The organism is Pseudomonas sp. p1(2021b) (assembly GCF_020151015.1).
Lineage (GTDB): Bacteria > Pseudomonadota > Gammaproteobacteria > Pseudomonadales > Pseudomonadaceae > Aquipseudomonas > Aquipseudomonas putida_K.
The window spans coordinates 4,896,561-4,915,752 of sequence record NZ_CP083746.1 but is presented as its reverse complement, the minus strand read 5'-3'; the positions used below and the strand labels follow the sequence as shown (position 1 = coordinate 4,915,752).

Here is a 19,192-nt window from a genome sequence, read left to right as displayed (position 1 = left end):
GGATCTGGCGCAATTATGCGCTACTTGCGCCTGTCCATCAGCGCCGCATAGCCATGCTTTTGTCATCGGCCTCTTGTATATCGCCGTGAGCAGTGGCGATATAGGCGACAAAAAAACCGAGGTTCCCTCCCATGCCCTTGAGCACCCTGATCCAGCGTTCCAGCCAGCCCAGCCCCTCGCTCAGCGAAGCCCAGGCCCACGCCCTGCTGCGAGCGCACTACGACCTGGCAGGGCGCTTGCAACCGTTGGGCAGCCAGCAGGACTTGAACCTGCGGCTGGACAGCGACCAGGGGCGCTTCGTGCTCAAGGCCTGCCACGGCAGCTATGCCCAGGTGGAACTCGAGGCGCAGCATGCGGCGCTGGCCTACCTGGGCGAACAGGGCCTGCCGGTGCCACAGGTACGCCGGGCGCGCGATGGCCAGGACCTGCTGGCTGTGGAGATCGACGGCCAGCCGCTGCGGGTGCGCCTGCTGGACTACATCGATGGCCAGCCGCTGACCCGTCTTGCGCACATGCCGGCAAGGCTGGTTGGCGAGCTGGGCGCGTTGTGCGCCCGGGTCGACCAGGCCCTGGCCGGCTTCCAGCACCCGGGCCTCGAACGCACCCTGCAGTGGGACCCGCGCCACGCCCAGGCGCTGATCGAACACTTGCTGCCGGTGCTGGACGACGAGCGTCGCCAGCGCGTCGAGCGCGTCACTGGCTTGGCCGTCGAACGCCTGCAGCCGCTGGTGGCCGACCTGCCGATCCAGGCCGTGCATCTGGACATCACCGACGACAATGCCGTCTGGGCCCTTGACGAGGCGCGCCAGTGGCAGCTGCAGGGCGTCATCGACTTCGGCGACCTGCTGCGCACCTGGCGTATCGCCGACCTGTCCGTCACCTGCGCGGCGCTGCTGCATCACGCCGAAGGCGACCCGCTGCGCATCCTGCCGGCCGTTCGTGCCTACCACGCCGTCAACCCGCTGCAGGATGCCGAACTGCGCGCTCTGTGGCCGTTGGTGCTGATGCGTGCCGCCGTGCTGGTGCTCAGCAGCGAACAGCAGTTGCGGGTCGACCCGGGCAATCAATACATCCGCGATAACATCGCCCATGAATGGGCCATCTTCGATACCGCTGCGGCTGTGCCTGTCGCCCTGATGGAAGCGGCGATTCTCCAGGCAACGGGCGGTGCGCTGGCGCCCCTGGCGTTGTCTGGGGGCGTGCCACTGATCCCGGCCCTGGCGGGGCAGGCGGTGACGCGGGTCGACCTTGGCGTGCTCAGCCCGCACTGCGAGGCGGGCAACTGGGAGCAGCCGGGCTTCGACCAGCGGCTGCTGGCTGCCCAGGCAGGCCCGGCCTGTACGCTGCACGGCCAGTATCGCCTGTCGCAGACCCATATCGACCGCCCCGAGGAGCCGGCCACCTGCGCCTTGGGCGTGGAACTGAGCGTACCGGCCGGGACCGCGCTGCAGGCGCCCGAGGCCGGCACCTGGGAGCGTACCGGCGAGGGTCGCGGGCGGCTGCGCACGGCGACCTGGAGCCTGTGGCTGAGCGGGCTCGAAGAGGCGCCGGCAGACGGCCAAGAGTTGGCCAAGGGGCAGGCGTTGGGCCTGACTTGCGGTTTCCTCGAGGTCCAGCTGTGCCGTGACGATGAACAGCGCCCGCCGTTCTTCGCCACGCCATCGCACGCCGACGCCTGGCTGGCCCTGTGCCCGTCGCCGAAGCCACTGCTCGGGTTCGATTGCGACGCTGAGCCGCTGGTCGATGCCCAGGCCTTGCTGGCGCGCCGCGATGCCAGCTTCGCCCGTTCGCAGAAGCATTACTACGCCCAGCCGCCGCATATCGAGCGTGGCTGGCGCAACTACCTGATCGACATGCAGGGCCGCTCCTACCTGGACATGCTCAACAACGTTGCCGTGCTGGGTCATGGCCATCCGCGTATGGCCGCCGAGTCGGCACGCCAGTGGTCGTTGGTCAATACCAACTCACGCTTCCACTATGCGGCCATCGCCGAATTCTCCGAGCGCCTGCTCGAGTTGGCACCGGAGGGCTTCGACCGGGTGTTCCTGGTCAACAGCGGCACCGAGGCCAACGACCTGGCCATCCGCCTGGCCTGGGCCTACAGCGGTGGGCGCGACCTGCTCAGCGTGCTGGAGGCCTACCATGGCTGGTCGGTGGCCACCGACGCCATTTCTACCTCCATCGCCGACAACCCCCAGGCCTTGGAAACCCGCCCGGACTGGGTGCACCCGGTGGAAGCGCCGAACACCTTCCGTGGGCGCTTCCGCGGCCCGGACTGTGCAGCGGACTACCTGCGCGATGTCGATGCCAAGCTCGCCGACCTGGACGAGCGCGGCCGCCAGCTGGCCGGTTTCATCTGCGAGCCGGTGTATGGCAATGCCGGCGGCATTGCCTTGCCGGCAGGCTACCTGCGCGAGGCCTACGCCAAGGTGCGCGCCCGCGGCGGCGTGTGCATCGCCGACGAGGTGCAGGTCGGCTATGGCCGCCTGGGCGAGTATTTCTGGGGCTTCGAAGAGCAAGGCGTGGTGCCGGACATCATCACCATGGCCAAGGGCATGGGTAACGGCCAGCCGCTGGGCGCGGTGATCACCCGCCGTGAGATTGCCGAGGCCTTGGAGGCCGAGGGTTACTTCTTCTCTTCGGCCGGCGGTAGCCCGGTCAGTTGCCGTATCGGCATGGCGGTGCTGGATGTGATGCAGGAGGAGGGCCTGTGGGAAAACACCCGGGAAGTCGGGCGCTATTTCAAGGCCCGCCTGCAGGCGCTCGTCGATAAACATCCGCTTGCTGGTGCCGCCCACGGTTCCGGTTTCTACCTGGGCCTGGAGTTGGTGCGCGATCGCCAGACCCTGGAGCCGGCCACCGAGGAAACCATGGCCCTGTGCAACCGCTTGCGCGACCTGGGCATCTTCATGCAGCCGACCGGCGATTACCTGAACATCCTCAAGATCAAGCCACCCATGTGCACCACACGTGCCAGCGTGGATTACTTCGTCGATTGCGTGGATAGGATTCTCGGCGAGGATCTCTAACATCCGTGTAGATGGCCAGCTGAATCGATTGTTATCGGTTTAGGTGGCCTTTTTATGGCGAAATATTTTGCTGGCTGGTCTTTAAGTTCGATTTTTATCGAGTATATAATGAGCCATCGAACAGGGTCGCTGGCGGCCCATCGCGGCACAAGGCCGCTCCTACAGGGGGCTGCGTTTTCCTTACGTCCCGATTGATCAACGACCTGGCGCAGTCGGCGCCGGGCTTTGCAGAGGTTACCGATGAAAACCCTCAATTCGACCCCGCGTGCCGACGGTTTCCACATGCCCGCCGAATGGGCACCACAGACCCAGGTGTGGATGGTCTGGCCGGAGCGCCCGGACAACTGGCGCCTGGGCGGCAAGCCGGCGCAGGCCGCCCACGTGACCCTGGCCAAGGCCATCGCCCGCTTCGAGCCCGTGACCGTCGCGGTCTCCGCTGGCCAGTACGAGAACGCTCGCCGCCAGCTGGACGTTCCGAACATCCGTGTGGTGGAAATCAGCAACGACGACGCCTGGGTGCGTGATACCGGCCCGACCTTCGTCATCAACGACCACGGTGAAGTGCGCGGCGTGGATTGGGGCTTCAACGCCTGGGGCGGTTTCGAGGGTGGCCTGTACGCACCCTGGAACCGTGACGAGGAGCTGGCCGCCAAGGTCCTGGAAATGGAGCGCTGCCAGCGCTACCACACCGAAGGCTTCGTGCTCGAAGGCGGCTCGATCCATGTCGATGGCGAAGGCACCCTGATCACCACCGAAGAGTGCCTGCTCAACCGCAACCGCAACCCGCACCTCTCCCGCGAACAGATCGAAGAGGTCCTGCGCGAGCATCTGGCGGTGGACACCATCATCTGGTTGCCGGATGGCCTGTACAACGACGAGACCGATGGCCACGTCGACAACTTCTGCTGCTATGTCAGCCCAGGCGAAGTGCTGCTGGCCTGGACCGATGACGTCAACGACCCGAACTACGCCCGTTGCCAGGCTGCCTATGACGTGCTGAAGAACAGCCGCGACGCCAAGGGCCGCGAGTTCGTCGTACACAAGATGCCGATCCCGGGCCCGCTGTATGCCACCGAGGAGGAGTGCGCCGGTGTCGACCAGGTGGCTGGCAGCCAGGAGCGTGACCCGTCGGTGCGCTTGGCCGGTTCCTACGTCAACTTCCTGATCGTCAATGGCGGCATCATCGCGCCGAGCTTCGACGACCCGGCGGACGCCCAGGCACGCACGATTCTGGCCAAGCTGTTCCCGGACCACGAAGTGGTGATGATCCCGGGGCGCGAATTGCTTCTGGGCGGCGGTAACATTCATTGCCTGACTCAGCAGCAGCCGGCGCCGGTCAAGCGCTGACGTCCGCTGTTTTCGGGCCGCTGTGCGGCCCATCGCGGCACAAGGCCGCTCCTACAGGGATCGTGTAGGGGCGGTTTTTTGTTTAATGGTTATAAGTAAATATCTTCTTATTCCTTTACTGATATAAACGCCTCCCTATACTTGAGCCCAAGCACGCAAACTTCTGGAGGCGTCCCCATGCGCAATGAGTCTATTCGTTACCTGATTGTGCCGGGCTGGCAAGGATCGCCAGACAACCATTGGCAAAGTCACTGGCAGCGCAGCCTGCCCAACAGTGCCCGGGTCGAGCAGCACGACTGGCTCACCCCGCAGCGGCATGACTGGGTGCACGCACTGGAGCAGGCGATCGCCGCCGAACGCTCGCCGGTGATCTTGATCGCTCACAGCCTGGGCTGCATCACCGTCGCCCATTGGGCCGCACAGGCCAGCCCGGCCTTGCTGCGCCGGGTGCACGGGGCGCTGCTGGTAGCACCGGCGGACGTGGAGCGGCCGACCTGCGCGCCGGTGCTGCGCAACTTCGCGCCGATCCCGCTGCAGGCCCTGCCGTTCCCCAGCCAGGTGGTCAGCTCCGACAACGACCCGGCGGTGAGCGTGCCGCGTGCGCTGCACCTGGCACGGGCATGGGGCGCCGAGGCGGGGCTGCTGGCCAACGCGGGGCACATCAACGTCAAGTCCGGTCATGAGCGTTGGGAACAAGGCTTCGCCTACCTCTACCGGCTGCAGGGTCGGATCGAACAGCGGGCCTTGCGCCGCGCCTGATTCGCCAGCGCTTCTTCGAATACCTTGACGCCCGGCCGGCGACGGCGTCGGGCGGGAGTTCGTCATGACTTCGCATAATGCCTTCGGCCAACCATTGTTGACCTTTCCCGAACTGGACAAGAGCCCGTTGAGCATCCGCGCCAAGGCGCTGGTGTTCATCGACCCGCGCTCGCAACAGCTGCGCGATGCCTTGGAGCGCCTGGCGCCGCAACCGGTGCCGGTGCTGATCCGCGGCGAGACCGGCACCGGCAAGGAACTGTTGGCCCGTCAGGTGCACCGGGCCAGCGACCGCGGCGGGTTGTTCGTCTCGGTGAGCTGCGCGGCGATCAGCCCGACCTATGCCGATGCCGAGCTGTTCGGCTACAGCGCCGGTGCCCAAGGCGGGACGGCCGGCGGCCGGGCTGGCTGGTTCGGTTCGGCCAACGGCGGCACCTTGTACCTGGACGAGATCGCCGACCTGCCGCTGGCCATCCAGGCCAAGCTGCTGGCGGCGCTGGAAAACCGCGAGGTCACCCGTGTCGGTGCCCAGCGGCCGCTACCGGTGGACGTACGCCTGGTCGCCGCCTCCAGCATCGACCTGGCCCAGGCCGTGCGCGCCGGGCATTTCAACGAACGCCTCTACCATTACCTGCGCGAAGGCCAGCTGGAGCTGCCGGCCCTGCGCGAGCGGGTCGGTGACATCCTGCCATTGGCCGAATATTTCGTGGGCATCTACAGCGTGCGCCTGGACCGCTCGGTGCCGCTGATCAGCGAGGCCGCACAGCAAGCCCTGGAAGCCCATGCGTGGCCGGGCAATACCCGGGAACTCGAGAACGTCATCCATTTTGCCCTGCTGGTGAGCGAGGGCGAGCAGATCCTGCCAGAGCATCTGGACCTGCCGGGCATCACACCCTTGGCCGGCCTGGCCCGGCAACTCGAGCAACTGGCCCGCAGCCGCAATCCGCAGACCCGGCATGCCGTGCGCCGGTTGCTGGAGGACTCATTGACGGGCCTGAACGCCTCCGCACGCTAGGTCGGACGGTCCGCTCATGCTCCAAGCTCATAATGGTCATTTGTTTTTGGAATAAGCAGCTAAACAAAAGATATTGTTAAGGAATAAATATTCCCGGTATCGTCCGTTTCACGCCCCTGCCGAAGGGGCACCGACTTCGCCACTTCGATGGCATCAGCTTGATAACAAGGATCACCATGAAAAAGACCCTGCTGACCGCAGCCCTGGCCGCAGCCCTGTCGCTGACCGGCTTCGCCAACGCCGCTGAGAAACTGGTGGTAGCTGCCACCCCGGTGCCCCACGCCGAGATCCTCGAACTGATCAAGCCGACCCTGGCCAAGGAAGGTGTGGACCTGCAGATCAAGGTCTTCACCGATTACGTACAGCCCAACGTCCAGGTCGACCAGAAGCGCCTGGATGCCAACTACTTCCAGACCTTGCCGTACCTGAAGAACTTCAACGAAGGTAAGGGTACCCACCTGGAAACCGTCATCGGTGTGCATGTCGAGCCTTTCGGCGGCTACTCGAAGAAGGTCAAGAGCCTGGTTGACCTGCAGGAGGGCGCCACCGTCGCCATCCCCAACGAAGGCAGCAACAGCGGCCGTGCGCTGCTGCTCCTGCAGAAGGCTGGCCTGATCACCCTGAAAGACCCCAAGAACGCCCTGGCCACCCCGAAGGACATCGCCGAGAACCCGAAGAAGCTGAAGTTCCGCGAGCTGGAATCGGCCATGCTGCCGCGCGTGCTGGACCAGGTCGACCTGGACATGATCAACACCAACTATGCCCTGGAAGCCGGCCTGAACCCGGCCAAGGATGCTCTGGTGATCGAAGGCAGCGACTCGCCCTACGTGAACTTCCTGGTCGCCCGCCCCGACAACAAGGACAGCGAGGCCATCCAGAAGCTGGCCAAGGCCCTGACCAGCCCAGAGGTCAAGGCATTCATCGCCAAGAAATACAGCGGCGCGGTATTGCCGGCGTTCTGATTCAAACGCCTGGAAACGAAAACGCCGACGCATTTGCGTCGGCGTTTTCGTTCATGCAGGGCCAATCAGCGCGAATTGGCCAGCGCCCGGCGCAGGGCCAGGAGCCATTGAAGCTGTTCGTTGGAAACCGGCGGGCAAGAGCTGTTCATTGTTGTCGTTCCAGTAGAGGGCCGTACGGGTCAGAGCTCTTGGAAAAGGTTTTTGCCGGAAAGATCCCGCGCCGGGCGCAAATTTCCGGCTAATCCGACGAACGTGATACTGGGGCCGCGTTGCGGCCCAATCGCGGGGCAAGCCCGCTCGCACAAATAGGTCACATTGCATGCACAACGCGACCCCTGTTGGAGCGGGCTTGTCCCGCGATTGGGCTGCGCAGCAGCCCCGTACATTCATCTGCCGGGCACCAGCCGCAGCGTGCTCTGGGCCGGTATCTCCCCCATCCGTACCCTGTGATACCGCCCTTCGATGTAATCCTGCGCCTGGTCGCCATAATGCCGGTCGAAAGGCACGCCACTTTGCCCCACCGGGTTGATGGTCAGCGCGGCACCGGGGTCGCCGAAGTCGATCAGGCGCCGGGTCGAGGGGCCGTAGTTGACTGCCCAGGGGGCCGGCCCGATCTTGGCTGACAGGTTGTTCGGCACTTCGTGGCTGCCGGGCGCGGCAAACGGGCCGACATTCAATAGCAGGTTCAGCGGCTTCTTTACCCCCAGCGGATGGTTGTGGGTAAGGGTGTGGGCCTTGCCCCATTGCCAACTGGCCGGATCCTTGCCCATCACGTCGCGCAAGTGCGCGAGGCTGCGTTGCCAGGCCAGGCGGATGATGGCGGTACGGTCGGTGTGCTCGTTGCTGCCCTGCATGTTCCACCAGGGCGCATCCGGGTCGGCAGCCAGCCGCGGCAGGGCAGCATCGATGACGCGAGTATTGATCAAGGCCGGGAACCAGGTGTCGCCGAGCTCATCGTGCAGGGCGGCGAAGGCCAGTTCATAAAGGAACTGGTTGAACAAGGTCGCACTGCTGGAGCCTATCGGGTAGTCGCCGCGCCAGGCGGCCAACTGTTCCACTAGCTCCTTTTCCTCATCGCCCTGGGCGATGGCGCGCAAGGTGCCCAGCAGCGGCGCCAAGGTCCGCGGGCCATAGTCCGTCGTGTCGTCGAGCTGCAGAGCCTGGCTGTTCTGGATATCCCACTTGATGCTTGGGTCGGCCAGCTGCCGGTCGAGCTGACGGCCACGGTCCGGCAGGTTGTAGTAGCCCGGGATCGGCACCACCGCCGGGGGCTGGACGTTCGCCGAGACGATGTAGCCGCTGGCTGGGTTCTCCTGCTGCGGGTTGACGCTGAAGGGGTAGAAGCCGAGCTTGTCGGCCTGGGCCGTGCTGCCATCGAGAATGAAAGCCGGGTCGACGCCGTCTGGGCGGATCGGCAACTGCGCGGCCGCCCACCAGCCGATATCGCCCCGGGCATTGGCCCACACCAGGTTCAGCCCGGGCGCCTGGATCTTGGCCGCCGCCTCGCGCATCTTGTCCAGGGTGTCGGCACGGTTGATCCGGTAGAACGCTTCCAGGATTGGGTTTTCGGTTTCCAGGAAGGCCCACCACATGGCGATGGGTGTGGTGCCTGCCGTTTCGCCCAGCGCTGTGTTGACGATCGGACCGTGGGGCGAACGCTGCAGGGTAATGCTCACCGGCGCCTCACCCTTGACCGCGATCTGCTGTTCGCTTTGCTCCAGCGGCTGCCAGCGGCCATCGATACGCACCTGCTTCGGGTCGCCCGGGTTGACCTGCTCGGCCACCAGGTCAACATCGTCGTTCTGGAACATGGTCAGGCTCCAGCCGAAGTCACGGTTGTGGCCGAGCAGGGCGAAGGGGTTCAGGGCCTGGAAGTAGCCGTACAGGTTGAAGCCCGGTGCCGACAGCTCTGCTTCGTACCACACGGCCGGCACGGCGAAGCCGATGTGCGGGTCGCCTGCCAGCAGTGGGCGGCCGCTGCGGGTGCGGTTGCCGGCGACGGCCCAGGCGTTGCTGCCTTCGAACTGGGGCAGGCCGGCATTGCCGAGGGCTTCGTGGCTCAAGCGCGCCAAGTGTTCCAGGCTGCGCCAGTCGGCAGCCGCCAGGGGCGTGGCCAAGGCGCCCTGGGGTTGCCAGGCCAGGTCGAAAATCTTCAGGTATTCGGGGCCGAGCTGGTCGCGCACGTAAGTGAGCGCCGGCTCGGTACGGAATGCGGCAGCAAAGCTGTAGGCCAGGTAGCCGGCGATGCTGAGGGTGTCTTCGGCGGTGAAAGGGCGCGGCGCGATGCCCAGCAGGTCGAACTCCATGGGCTTGGGATGGCTGGCCTGCCACTGGTTGACGCCGTCGAGGTAGGCTTGCAGGGCCTGCCAGGCAGGAGACTGGCGGTCCTGACGCTGGACCATGCGCGCGGCCTGCTCGCGGATGCGCAGGCTGCGGAACAACGTGTCGGTGGGCACCAGCTTGGCGCCCAGCACCTCAGCCAGCTCACCTCGGGCCAGGCGGCGCAGGATCTCCATCTGGAACAAGCGGTCCTGGGCGTGTACGTAGCCCAGGGCGCGGTACAGGTCTGGTTCGTTGCCAGCCAGCAGGTGTGGCACGCCGCGGGCGTCGTAGCGCACGCTGACCGGCGCCTGCAGGCCAGCGATGGCGACCTCGCCCTCGCGCTGCGGTTGCTTGCTCTGCACGTACCAGAAACCGGCACCCACGGCGGCGGCGACCACCACTGCCAGCAGGGTCAGGCTGCGCTTCATCGAGACTCCTTGTGCACTCGAGCGAAAAATGTGGTCCGATCATCGACGGATTCGCGAACTCAGCATAGCCCCCTGGAAGGAGTCTCCATGTCCCTGAGCGAAAAACAGAAAATGCTGGCCGGCCAGCTCTATCATGCGGGATGCCCCGAACTGCAGGCCGAGCAGATCGCCAACAAGCACTGGATGCACCGCTACAACACCAGCACCGACCTGCTCAACGATGCCCGCCACGGGCTGTTGGTCGCGCACTTCGCCCATGCGGGCAGCGGTGCGGTGATCCGCCCGCCGTTCTACTGCGACTATGGCTACAACATCAGTGTCGGTGCCAACACCTTCATGAACTTCAACTGCGTGATCCTCGACGTGCTGCCCGTGCGTATCGGCGCGGATTGCCAGATCGGCCCGGCGGTGCAGATCTACACCGCCGACCACCCGCTCGACCCCGAGGTGCGCCGCACGGGGCTCGAAAGCGGGCGGCCGGTGACCATCGGCGACAACGTGTGGATCGGTGGCGGGGCGATCATCCTGCCGGGAGTGACCATCGGCGACAATGCAGTGATCGGCGCCGGCAGCGTGGTGACCCGTGACGTGCCGGCAGGCGCGATCGCGGTGGGCAACCCGGCGCGGGTACGTCAGCCGGCCCAGGGGCAATAGCAGCCCTGGGCCAGGGTGTTGGAGGCATTGACCGAACGGCCCTCGAGCAGTGCCTTGAGGATCGGCTCGACGAAGCTGTTGCTGGCATTGCACACCGCGCCTTCGCTGTAGGGGCCGAAGTAGGCCAGGCGGCCTTCCCGGTCCCAGATCGCCACGGCGGGCGAGGCGGGGATCCGCTCGCTGCCGGGCAACAGGGCCAGGGGCCTGAGGCCGGTGAGGTTGGCCGGCAACTGGCCGTGGCTGCCGGCTTTCTGCACGACATGGAAGCTCACGCCCTGGGGTGCGAAGTGTTCGACCAGTTCCCCCAGATGCTGCTGGTTGCCGACGTTGCAGGGGCAGGCAGGGTCCCAGAAATGCACGACCCGGATCGGCCCTGGGCCGGCGAGCTCTGGTGGCAGCTGCAGCTGGCCGCCTTCGAACAGTGTGGGCTGGTTGTCGAAGGGGCGCAGGTAGCGGGCCTGGAAACTCGCGTAGGCCCACCAGAGGGCAGCGGCGCAGAGCAACAGCGCGAGGGTGGTCAGCAGGGTTTTCCGGATGGGCATGGTGTGTCCGCATGGCTGTGGGGCGCCGCAGGCCCGTAGAAAAGCGGTCTAGCTTGCCACGATGCGGCCCAGAGCTGAATATCACAGGTCAATACTCGCTTCGCTGTGGATGTACCGATGCCTGCCTCCTTTCACCCTGATCTGCTGCGCGCCAGCCTCTGGCCCTTGGCCGACCGCCAACCGTTGTCGCCCCAGGCGCGGGAGTACCAGCATTATTACGGTCTGGACCTTCCCGCACGGCAAAGCTGGCTGGGCGTGTTCCAGGCGGCGGGGTTCGAGCTGGTGGGGCAGGTGTGGTTGCCGCAGCAACCGGTGGCGACCCTGTTTCTGCTGCATGGCTACTACGACCACATGGGCTTGTACTGCCATGTGGTCGAATGGGCCTTGCAACAGGGCTTCGCGGTGATCAGCTGCGACCTTCCCGGGCATGGGCTGTCCAGCGGTGAGCGGGCCAGCATCGCCGACTTCGGCATCTATCAGCAGATGCTCGATGCCTTGTTCGAGCAGGCGCGTAAGCTCGACCTGCCGCGCCCTTGGCACCTGTGCGGGCAAAGCACCGGCGGGGCGATCGTGGTCGATCACCTGCTGCACCGGGGCGAGCAAAGCCCGGCCGATGGCCAGGTGATCCTGTTGGCGCCCCTGGTGCGGCCCCGGGCTTGGCATTGGTCCAAGCTCAGTTATTGCGTGTTGCGCCACTTCGTCAACGGCATCGAACGGCGCTTCAGCGAAAACAGCAACGACCCGGCCTTCCTGCCGTTCCTCGAGGCCGACCCACTGCAGCCACGCCAGCTACCCACCGCCTGGGTCGGTGCCCTGGTGGCCTGGGTCAAGCGCATCGAGGCCGCGCCGTGCAGCCAGCGGCGGCCGTTGATCGTACAAGGGGAAGCGGACGGCACGGTGGACTGGCCCTACAACCTCAAGGTGCTCAAGGCCAAGTTCGCCGACCCGCAGATCCTGCTGCTGCCCGAGGCCAGGCATCACCTGGCCAACGAACTGCCGGGCATCCGCCAGCGTTACTTCGCCTTCCTCGACCAGCGCCTGGGTTGACTCAGTTCAGGTCAGCAGCGTTCTGGCCGACGGCCAGGCCCGCGCGCACGGCGGCGATGGCGGCCTTGTAGTAGGCCTGGCCATCGGCCGATTCGGCGAAGGTGGCGAACGCTTCAAGCTCGGTGTCGGAGAGGTCGCGATAGACATACAGCAGGGTATTGTTGAGGTCTTCGCCGATCTGCTGCATCAGGCGTTGCCGCTGGCCATCGAGCAGGCCTTGGGCCTGGCCTGCGCCGAACAAGCCGGGCAGCATCGAGCTCAGGCTGTCGGCCGCCACGCCGGCAATCGCCAGGCTGACCTCGGCACCGGCTTCCCGGGCCGGCAAGGCCTGGGCCAGGTGGCCGATGATCAACAAGCGGTTGTCGCTGGCCTGGATCTTCGGCAGGCCCTTGGCGTGCTTGGCCAGCTGGTCCTTGCGTGTGGCCAGCAGTTCGGCGGCCACCACCTTGCGCCCCAGGGGCGACTGGAAAAAGGCCAGTGCGGGCGACGGATTCGGCAGGTTGGCGCGCAATTGCGCCTGGGCCCGGCGGTCGATGGCCTGGGCCTGGAAGCGTTGGTTGCTGTTGTTGACCAGCGCCTGGTAGACAGCCGGAGGCAGGCTGTTCTTGTAACGCTGCTGGGCGGCGCTCACCGCGTCGGTGAAGTGGGCGCGCTGGTCGGGCCAGCCGGCGGCCTTGTACAACTGGTCGAGGCTGTCTGCCCAGACAGGCATGGTGCAGATCATCATCAGCAGCAGGGAAAACAAACGGCGCATTCAGGACTCCTGTCGGCAGGCCGCTATTGTCCGTGGCGCGGCGGGGCTTTGTCGAGACGCCGATGACGGTTGGCGGCCAAGTGGCGCTGTCGGTTTTCATGGCGAGTGGATACTATGCGTCATCATCTCTCTCTTGAGTATCCGATGCTTTCCAACATTGTCGATGAGCTGGCCAACTACGGTTGGAGCCGGCAACCCTTGTTTGTGCCTGCTGCGCTGACTCGCGTCTTGGCGGCCGAGTGTCGACAACGTTCTGCCGAGGGCGAGCTGAGCCCTGCCAGCGTGGGCCGCGGCATCGGGCAGGAGGTGCGCGAAACGATCCGTGGCGACCATATCCAATGGATCGAGCCGGGCCAATCCGAGGCCTGCGATCGCTACTTGGACGTCATGGAAGGCCTGCGCCAGGCATTGAACCAGGGCCTTTACCTGGGGCTCGAAGATTTCGAATGCCACTTCGCGTTGTACCCGCAGGGCGCGTTCTACCGTCGCCATCTCGATCGCTTTCGCGACGACGACCGGCGTGCGGTGTCGGTGGTGCTCTATCTGAACGAAAATTGGCAACCCGAGGATGGAGGGCAATTGCGCATGTTTCTCGCCGATGGGGTGGAGCACGACGTGCAACCGGAAGCGGGCACTCTGGTGGTGTTCCTGTCGGGCGACATCCCCCACGAAGTATTGCCGGCTGGGCGCGAGCGCCTGTCCTTGACCGGCTGGTTCCGTCGCCGTGGCAACGACCTGTTCTGAGTCGGCCAAGGTCCTGGTCAGCGCCTGCCTGCTGGGGCAGCCGGTGCGCTACGACGGGCGCGACAGTGGCCACCCCGACGTGCTGCAGCGCTGGCAGGCCGAAGGGCGCGTGGTCGCGCTTTGCCCGGAGATGGCCGGCGGCCTGCCGACACCGCGCCCGCCTGCGGAAATTCCGGGTGGGCAGGGCGGGGCCGTGCTGGATGGCCAGGCCCAGGTCGTGACGGTGGTTGGAAGCGATGTCAGCGCAGCATTCTTGGCGGGTGCGCAGCAGGCCCTGGCCTTGGTCCGCCAGCATGGCATCCGGGTGGCGGTGCTCAAGTCGGGCAGCCCGTCCTGTGGCAACCGGTTGACCTATGACGGGACGTTCAGTGGGGTGAAGGTCGCGGGTGAAGGCGTGACCACGGCACTGCTGCGGCGCGAAGGGGTGCAAGTGTTCAGCGAGCTGGAGTTGGAAGCTGCACAGCGGGCATTGGCTGACTTGGAGATTTGAGGCGGCTGTACGGCCAATCGCCGGCAAGCCGGCTCCCACCGAGATTGCGACGCTCTCAAAACCTGCGAAATCTCTGTGGGGCGGGCTTGTCCCGCGATTGGGCCGGCCAGGGTTACTGGCCTGCGGCCGTCTCTCGTGCACCCTTGAGCCACTTTTGTTCCAGCGCCGCCAGCCGGCCGTCCTCCTTGATCCGCTGCAGGGCGTTGTTCACTGCGGTTTCGAAGGCCGGGTTGTCTTTCTGGAACGGAATCACCCGGGCCTCACTGCCGTAAGGCTCGCTGACGGCCAGTTGCGAGGCCTGCTCGGGCTTGGGTTGGTCGAGCACGATGTCGAACTTGCCGCTCTCCACGCCCGGGATCGCTTCTTCTGCAGGGGCTTCGATGAACTCGGCGCGTACGTCCAACTCCTTGGCCAGTGCCTGGCCCAGCTCCACGTCGAAGCCGGTCAGGTGTTCGTTCTCCTTGAACGCGTAGGGCGGTGTATCCGCTGGCACGGCAATGCGCAGTTCGCCCCGGTCGTTGACCTCGTCTATCAGTTCGGCCTGGGCCAGTGGACTGATCGCAAGTGCCAGCAATACGCCAATGCTCAACCGCATGATGCCCCCATTCGTGTTTGGCAGATGAATTCGATGCCGCAGCTTTGTGCCATGCCGCGGTCACGGTGCAGGCTATGACCTCCACGCGCTTCCAATGTTTAGCTGCAGTCCAAATATTTCTGGCCACCGCCGACGAGACCTTTGCACACAATTGAACTATGTTGTTCTAGCGCCGCCGTTCGTCGATGGACAGTGGTCAATGGAAGTGAAACACAGGAGAAGTGAATGAACAGCCTATTTTCGCGTGCTGCCGTTGCCGGCCTGCTGATGGGGGCGTCGGTTCTGGCCAGCGCCGCGGATGCCTTGAAGAGCCAGGAGCCGCCCCAGGGCGCCAAGGTCTTCATCGTTGCCCCTGCCGATGGCGCCACCGTCGACAAGACCTTCACGGTCAAGTTCGGCATCGAAGGCATGGGGCTCAAGCCTGCAGGCGACCAGACGCCGCATACGGGCCATCACCACTTGCTGGTGGATGTGGACAAGGCACCCCTGGCCGACCAGCCGTTGCCCACTAGCCTGATGCCCGAGAACAACGCCCCGCTGCCGGCCGGCCCGCAAGTGCTGCACTTCGGCAAGGCCCAGACCGAGGCCACCATCACCCTGACACCGGGCAAGCATACCTTGCAGTTGGTGCTGGGCGACATGTACCACGTGCCGTTCAAGCCGAGCGTCGAGTCGCAGAAGATCACCGTGACCGTGAAGTAACGGCTGGATACTTCGCGGGTTTACCGAAGCAGGCGCCGCTGAACGCACAGGCGAAAAAAAGGGAGGCCGCCCGGGCCTCCCTTTTCCATGCAGCGGTATCGCTTAGAACAGCACGCGGGAACGGATGGTGCCCTTGACCTGCTGCAGCTTCTCCTGCGCCAGGTCGGAGTACTCGGCATCCACGTCGATGACCACGTAACCGACTTTCTCGTCGGTCTGCAGGAACTGGCCGGAGATGTTGATACCGTTCTCGGCGAACACTTTGTTGATCTCGCTGAGCACGCCCGGGATGTTTTCGTGGATGTGCAGCAGGCGGTGCTTGCCAGGGTGCGCCGGCAGGGCGACTTCCGGGAAGTTGACCGACGAGACGGAGGTGCCGTTGTCGCTGTACTTGACCAGCTTCTCGGCCACTTCCAGGCCGATGTTGGCCTGGGCTTCGGCAGTGGAACCACCGATGTGCGGGGTCAGGATCACGTTGTCCAGGCCGCGCAGCGGGCTTTCGAACTGCTCGTCGTTGGAGCGCGGCTCGACCGGGAACACGTCGATGGCGGCGCCGATCAGATGCTTGTCCTTGATGGCGGCAGCCAGGTGGTCCAGCTCGACCACGGTGCCACGGGCAGCGTTGATCAGGATCGAACCCTTCTTCATCGCGCGGATTTCCTTCTCGCCGATCATCCACTGGGTGGACGGCAGCTCAGGCACGTGCAGCGAGACGATGTCGGCCAGGCCCAGCAGCTCGTGCAGGCTGGTCACCTGGGTGGCGTTGCCCAGTGGCAGCTTGGTCAGCGGGTCGTAGAAGTACACCTGCATGCCCAGGCTTTCGGCCAGGACCGACAGCTGGGTACCGATCGAGCCGTAGCCGACGATGCCCAGCTTCTTGCCACGGATCTCGAAGGAGTTGGCTGCGCTCTTGATCCAGCCACCGCGGTGGCAGGAAGCGTTCTTCTCGGGGATGCCGCGCAGCAGCAGGATGGCTTCGGCCAGCACCAGCTCGGCGACGGAACGGGTGTTGGAGTAGGGGGCATTGAACACGGCGATGCCGCGCTCGCGAGCCGCGGCCAGGTCGACCTGGTTGGTGCCGATGCAGAAGCAGCCGACGGCGACCAGCTTCTTCGCGCAGTCGAAGATCTCTTCGGTCAGCTGGGTGCGGGAGCGAATGCCGATGAAGTGGGCGTCGGCGATCTTTTCCTTCAGCTCGGCTTCCGGCAAGGAACCAGTGAGGTATTCGATGTTGGTGTACCCGGCAGCCTTGAGGGTATCGACCGCATTCTGGTGCACACCTTCAAGAAGAAGGAACCTGATCTTGCTCTTGTCGAGAGAAGTCTTGCTCATCTGCGTAAACCTGTATCCCGGAGAAAAAATGGCAGGGGGTGAAGCGGCGCGGCGTCGGCCTTAGCACGAACGGCGGGAGCGCTATGCTAGCATACGCGACAGAAACTGAGCTTATCCCGACAGGTGAAGAGTGCTCAGGGTGACTATGAATAGTTCGAGAGTTCTACCGATGACCCACACAGCGGTACTTGATGAGCTGATGACCTTGGTCGACCCGAGCAAGGTCCTCACCGACCCGGCTTCGCTCGAGGCCTACGGCAAGGACTGGACCAAGCACTATCCACCGGCACCCTCGGCGATCGTCTTCCCGCGCTCGATCGAGCAGGTGCAGGCCATCGTCGCCTGGGCCAACCGCCACAAGGTCGCGCTGGTGCCTTCGGGCGGGCGCACCGGCCTTTCCGCCGCCGCGGTCGCCGCCAATGGCGAAGTGGTGGTGGCTTTCGACTACATGAACAAGATCCTCGACTTCAATGCCTTCGACCGCACCGTGGTGTGCCAGCCGGGCGTGGTCACCCGTCAATTGCAACAGTTCGCCGAGGAGCACGGGCTTTACTACCCGGTTGACTTCGCCTCGTCCGGCTCCAGCCAGATCGGCGGCAACATCGGCACCAATGCCGGCGGGATCAAGGTCATTCGCTACGGTATGACCCGTAACTGGGTCGCGGGCATCAAAGTGGTGACCGGCAAGGGCGAGCTGCTCGAGCTGAACAAGGACCTGATCAAGAACGCCACCGGCTACGACCTGCGCCAGCTGTTCATCGGCGCCGAGGGCACGCTGGGCTTCGTGGTCGAGGCGACCATGCGCCTGGACCGTGCCCCGCGCAACCTCACCGCGATGGTCCTAGGCACCCCTGACTTCGACTCGATCATGCCGGTGCTGCATGCCTTCCAGGGCCGGCTCGACCTCACCGCCTTCGAGTTCTTCTCCGACAAGGCGCTGGCCAAGGTCATGGGCCGCGGCGACGTGCCGCCGCCGTTCGAGACCGATTGCCCGTTCTATGCCTTGCTGGAATTCGAGGCCAGCAACGAGGACGTGGCCAACGAAGCCCTGGCCACCTTCGAGCACTGCGTCGAGCAGGGTTGGGTCCTCGATGGGGTGATGAGCCAGAGCGAGACCCAGTTGAAGAACCTGTGGAAGCTGCGCGAGTACATCTCCGAGACCATCTCCCACTGGACGCCCTACAAGAACGACATCTCGGTCACTGTCTCCAAGGTGCCGGCGTTCCTGCGCGACATCGACGCCATCGTCGGCCAGCATTACCCGGATTTCGAAGTGGTCTGGTACGGCCATATCGGCGACGGCAACCTGCACCTGAACATCCTCAAGCCCGACCACATGGCAAAGGACGAGTTCTTCGCCCGCTGCGCCACGGTGAACAAATGGGTGTTCGAGATCGTCGAGCGCTACAACGGCTCGATCTCCGCCGAGCATGGCGTGGGCATGACCAAGCGCGACTACCTGGGCTACAGCCGCTCGACCGCCGAAATCGCCTGCATGAAGGCGATCAAGGCGGTATTCGATCCAAACGGCATCATGAATCCGGGTAAGATCTTCGCTCCTGAATAAAAAGCAGTATCCAGAGGAGTCGGCCATGAGTTACCAGCACCAGTACCTAGACGGCACGCGCATCCACTTCCCGCTGGGCAAGGTGGTCTGCATTGGCCGTAACTATGCCGAGCACGCCAAGGAGCTGGACAACCCCATTCCCAGCGAACCGCTGTTGTTCATCAAGCCGGGCAGTTGCGTGGTTCCCCTGGAAGGTGGCTTCAAGATCCCCAGCGACCGTGGTGCGGTGCACTACGAGGCCGAGATCGCAGTATTGCTGGGCAAGCCGTTGTCCACCCACCCGTCCGAGGAAGAAGTGCGCGACGCCATCTCCGGGTTCGCCCCGGCCCTGGATCTGACCCTGCGTGATGTGCAGGCCAGGCTCAAGGAAAAGGGCCTGCCGTGGGAGCTGGCCAAGAGCTTCGATGGCGCCTGCGTACTGCCGCCGTTCGTGGTCGCCGACAGCTTCGAGGACCTGGCCGACATCGGCATTCGCCTGTCGATCAACGGCCAGGTGCGCCAGGACGGCAACAGCGCCCTGATGCTCAACCCCATCGTGCCGATCATCCAGCACATCGCGGCGCACTTCTCGCTGCAGCCGGGCGATGTGATCCTCACCGGTACGCCGGCGGGTGTGGGCCCGCTGGAAGTCGGAGATGAGCTGGTGCTGGAGTTGCCGGGGGCGAGCCGGTTCGAAAGCCGGGTGCTCTGAACTGCGTATGGCTTGAGGTTTTTGGGGCCGCTGTGCGGCCCTTTCGCGGTACAAGGCCGCTCCTACAGAGCGCGCCCGTAGTCCTGTAGGAGCGGCCTTGTGCCGCGAAAGGGCTGCAAAGCAGCCCCCATCGACGATTTGCCATTTTTTTCACAAAGCATCTGGATAATCCTGCCGATCACCTTCGTCCGCCGGCGTTATGGAGAACTTCGGCA

General features: G+C 64.8%; 17 protein-coding genes. 12 read left to right on the top strand and 5 right to left on the bottom strand.

Going from position 1 to position 19,192, the window contains the following annotated elements:
* Nucleotides 1–131: 131 nt before the first annotated feature.
* The 5 genes from K8374_RS22800 (at nucleotide 132) to K8374_RS22780 (ending at nucleotide 7,109) form a co-directional block, all read left to right on the top strand.
* Entirely contained in the window at nucleotides 132–3,029 is a 2,898-nt protein-coding gene (locus K8374_RS22800) for an aminotransferase (protein WP_224457314.1), read from the top strand.
* A gap of 240 nt (nucleotides 3,030–3,269) precedes the next feature.
* Nucleotides 3,270–4,376, top strand: a complete 1,107-nt coding sequence (gene aguA, locus K8374_RS22795) for an agmatine deiminase (protein ID WP_224457313.1) — start codon at nucleotides 3,270–3,272, stop codon at nucleotides 4,374–4,376.
* Nucleotides 4,377–4,553: 177 nt separating this feature from the next.
* Nucleotides 4,554–5,135, top strand: coding sequence for an alpha/beta hydrolase (locus tag K8374_RS22790; RefSeq protein WP_224457312.1), 582 nt, complete (start codon nucleotides 4,554–4,556; stop codon nucleotides 5,133–5,135).
* Between the two features lie 64 nt (nucleotides 5,136–5,199).
* The gene (locus tag K8374_RS22785; RefSeq protein ID WP_224457311.1) at nucleotides 5,200–6,147 is read left to right on the top strand and encodes a sigma 54-interacting transcriptional regulator; all 948 of its coding nucleotides are present in this window, start codon (nucleotides 5,200–5,202) and stop codon (nucleotides 6,145–6,147) included.
* A gap of 176 nt (nucleotides 6,148–6,323) precedes the next feature.
* On the top strand, nucleotides 6,324–7,109 hold the full coding sequence (locus K8374_RS22780) for a MetQ/NlpA family ABC transporter substrate-binding protein (protein ID WP_224457310.1): 786 nt from the start codon (nucleotides 6,324–6,326) through the stop codon (nucleotides 7,107–7,109).
* 386 nt (nucleotides 7,110–7,495) lie between these two features.
* Here the strand turns inward: K8374_RS22780 and K8374_RS22775 are convergent, their stop codons facing one another.
* A complete protein-coding gene (locus K8374_RS22775; protein WP_224457309.1) occupies nucleotides 7,496–9,859 on the bottom strand; it encodes a penicillin acylase family protein in 2,364 nt (787 codons plus the stop codon).
* 87 nt (nucleotides 9,860–9,946) lie between these two features.
* Between K8374_RS22775 and K8374_RS22770 the strand changes: the two genes are divergently transcribed.
* The gene (locus tag K8374_RS22770; protein ID WP_224457308.1) at nucleotides 9,947–10,513 is read left to right on the top strand and encodes a sugar O-acetyltransferase; all 567 of its coding nucleotides are present in this window, start codon (nucleotides 9,947–9,949) and stop codon (nucleotides 10,511–10,513) included.
* Here the strand turns inward: K8374_RS22770 and K8374_RS22765 are convergent.
* Nucleotides 10,492–11,055, bottom strand: coding sequence for a DUF6436 domain-containing protein (locus tag K8374_RS22765; RefSeq protein WP_224457307.1), 564 nt, complete (start codon nucleotides 11,053–11,055; stop codon nucleotides 10,492–10,494). The two genes, K8374_RS22770 and K8374_RS22765, sit on opposite strands and share 22 nt — an antisense overlap.
* 117 nt (nucleotides 11,056–11,172) lie before the next feature.
* On the opposite strand from K8374_RS22765, the gene K8374_RS22760 reads away from it, so the two are divergent.
* Entirely contained in the window at nucleotides 11,173–12,102 is a 930-nt protein-coding gene (locus K8374_RS22760; RefSeq protein ID WP_224457306.1) for an alpha/beta hydrolase, read from the top strand.
* A 1-nt stretch (nucleotide 12,103) separates the two neighbouring features.
* Here K8374_RS22760 and K8374_RS22755 read toward each other — a convergent pair whose 3' ends face one another.
* Complete coding sequence (locus K8374_RS22755) at nucleotides 12,104–12,856, bottom strand: hypothetical protein (RefSeq protein WP_224457305.1); 753 nt, start codon at nucleotides 12,854–12,856, stop codon at nucleotides 12,104–12,106.
* A 114-nt stretch (nucleotides 12,857–12,970) separates the two neighbouring features.
* Between K8374_RS22755 and K8374_RS22750 the strand changes: the two genes are divergently transcribed.
* On the top strand, nucleotides 12,971–13,600 hold the full coding sequence (locus tag K8374_RS22750; protein ID WP_224457304.1) for a 2OG-Fe(II) oxygenase: 630 nt from the start codon (nucleotides 12,971–12,973) through the stop codon (nucleotides 13,598–13,600).
* Nucleotides 13,581–14,090 (top strand): DUF523 domain-containing protein, encoded by a 510-nt coding sequence (locus tag K8374_RS22745; protein WP_224457303.1) that lies wholly within the window; start codon nucleotides 13,581–13,583, stop codon nucleotides 14,088–14,090. Before K8374_RS22750 ends, K8374_RS22745 begins: the two co-directional genes overlap by 20 nt.
* A gap of 112 nt (nucleotides 14,091–14,202) precedes the next feature.
* Here the strand turns inward: K8374_RS22745 and K8374_RS22740 are convergent, their stop codons facing one another.
* On the bottom strand, nucleotides 14,203–14,685 hold the full coding sequence (locus tag K8374_RS22740; RefSeq protein WP_224457302.1) for a substrate-binding periplasmic protein: 483 nt from the start codon (nucleotides 14,683–14,685) through the stop codon (nucleotides 14,203–14,205).
* A 225-nt stretch (nucleotides 14,686–14,910) separates the two neighbouring features.
* Here K8374_RS22740 and K8374_RS22735 point away from each other — a divergent pair, with 225 nt between their 5' ends.
* The gene (locus K8374_RS22735; protein ID WP_224457301.1) at nucleotides 14,911–15,387 is read left to right on the top strand and encodes a DUF4399 domain-containing protein; all 477 of its coding nucleotides are present in this window, start codon (nucleotides 14,911–14,913) and stop codon (nucleotides 15,385–15,387) included.
* Nucleotides 15,388–15,489: 102 nt separating this feature from the next.
* Here K8374_RS22735 and serA read toward each other — a convergent pair whose 3' ends face one another.
* Nucleotides 15,490–16,719: a phosphoglycerate dehydrogenase gene (serA, locus tag K8374_RS22730; RefSeq protein WP_084853736.1), complete on the bottom strand. Its 1,230-nt coding sequence runs from the start codon at nucleotides 16,717–16,719 to the stop codon at nucleotides 15,490–15,492.
* A gap of 169 nt (nucleotides 16,720–16,888) precedes the next feature.
* On the opposite strand from serA, the gene K8374_RS22725 reads away from it, so the two are divergent.
* Both K8374_RS22725 and K8374_RS22720 read left to right on the top strand, forming a co-directional pair.
* Complete coding sequence (locus K8374_RS22725) at nucleotides 16,889–18,286, top strand: FAD-binding oxidoreductase (protein WP_224457300.1); 1,398 nt, start codon at nucleotides 16,889–16,891, stop codon at nucleotides 18,284–18,286.
* Between the two features lie 25 nt (nucleotides 18,287–18,311).
* Nucleotides 18,312–18,977: a fumarylacetoacetate hydrolase family protein gene (locus K8374_RS22720; protein ID WP_224457299.1), complete on the top strand. Its 666-nt coding sequence runs from the start codon at nucleotides 18,312–18,314 to the stop codon at nucleotides 18,975–18,977.
* Nucleotides 18,978–19,192 lie beyond the last annotated feature (215 nt).

What these genes read in the sequence shown, in the direction of transcription:
- K8374_RS22800 (WP_224457314.1), top strand. Translation starts at nt 132, where the DNA reads ATGCCCTTGAGCACCCTGATCCAGCGTTCCAGCCAGCCCAGCCCCTCG.
- K8374_RS22765 (WP_224457307.1), bottom strand. Translation starts at nt 11,055, where the DNA reads ATGCCCATCCGGAAAACCCTGCTGACCACCCTCGCGCTGTTGCTCTGC.
- K8374_RS22790 (WP_224457312.1), top strand. Translation starts at nt 4,554, where the DNA reads ATGCGCAATGAGTCTATTCGTTACCTGATTGTGCCGGGCTGGCAAGGA.
- K8374_RS22760 (WP_224457306.1), top strand. Translation starts at nt 11,173, where the DNA reads ATGCCTGCCTCCTTTCACCCTGATCTGCTGCGCGCCAGCCTCTGGCCC.
- K8374_RS22750 (WP_224457304.1), top strand. Translation starts at nt 12,971, where the DNA reads ATGCGTCATCATCTCTCTCTTGAGTATCCGATGCTTTCCAACATTGTC.
- serA (WP_084853736.1), bottom strand. Translation starts at nt 16,719, where the DNA reads ATGAGCAAGACTTCTCTCGACAAGAGCAAGATCAGGTTCCTTCTTCTT.
- aguA (WP_224457313.1), top strand. Translation starts at nt 3,270, where the DNA reads ATGAAAACCCTCAATTCGACCCCGCGTGCCGACGGTTTCCACATGCCC.
- K8374_RS22720 (WP_224457299.1), top strand. Translation starts at nt 18,312, where the DNA reads ATGAGTTACCAGCACCAGTACCTAGACGGCACGCGCATCCACTTCCCG.
- K8374_RS22740 (WP_224457302.1), bottom strand. Translation starts at nt 14,685, where the DNA reads ATGCGGTTGAGCATTGGCGTATTGCTGGCACTTGCGATCAGTCCACTG.
- K8374_RS22735 (WP_224457301.1), top strand. Translation starts at nt 14,911, where the DNA reads ATGAACAGCCTATTTTCGCGTGCTGCCGTTGCCGGCCTGCTGATGGGG.
- K8374_RS22785 (WP_224457311.1), top strand. Translation starts at nt 5,200, where the DNA reads ATGACTTCGCATAATGCCTTCGGCCAACCATTGTTGACCTTTCCCGAA.
- K8374_RS22780 (WP_224457310.1), top strand. Translation starts at nt 6,324, where the DNA reads ATGAAAAAGACCCTGCTGACCGCAGCCCTGGCCGCAGCCCTGTCGCTG.
- K8374_RS22725 (WP_224457300.1), top strand. Translation starts at nt 16,889, where the DNA reads ATGACCCACACAGCGGTACTTGATGAGCTGATGACCTTGGTCGACCCG.
- K8374_RS22775 (WP_224457309.1), bottom strand. Translation starts at nt 9,859, where the DNA reads ATGAAGCGCAGCCTGACCCTGCTGGCAGTGGTGGTCGCCGCCGCCGTG.
- K8374_RS22770 (WP_224457308.1), top strand. Translation starts at nt 9,947, where the DNA reads ATGTCCCTGAGCGAAAAACAGAAAATGCTGGCCGGCCAGCTCTATCAT.
- K8374_RS22755 (WP_224457305.1), bottom strand. Translation starts at nt 12,856, where the DNA reads ATGCGCCGTTTGTTTTCCCTGCTGCTGATGATGATCTGCACCATGCCT.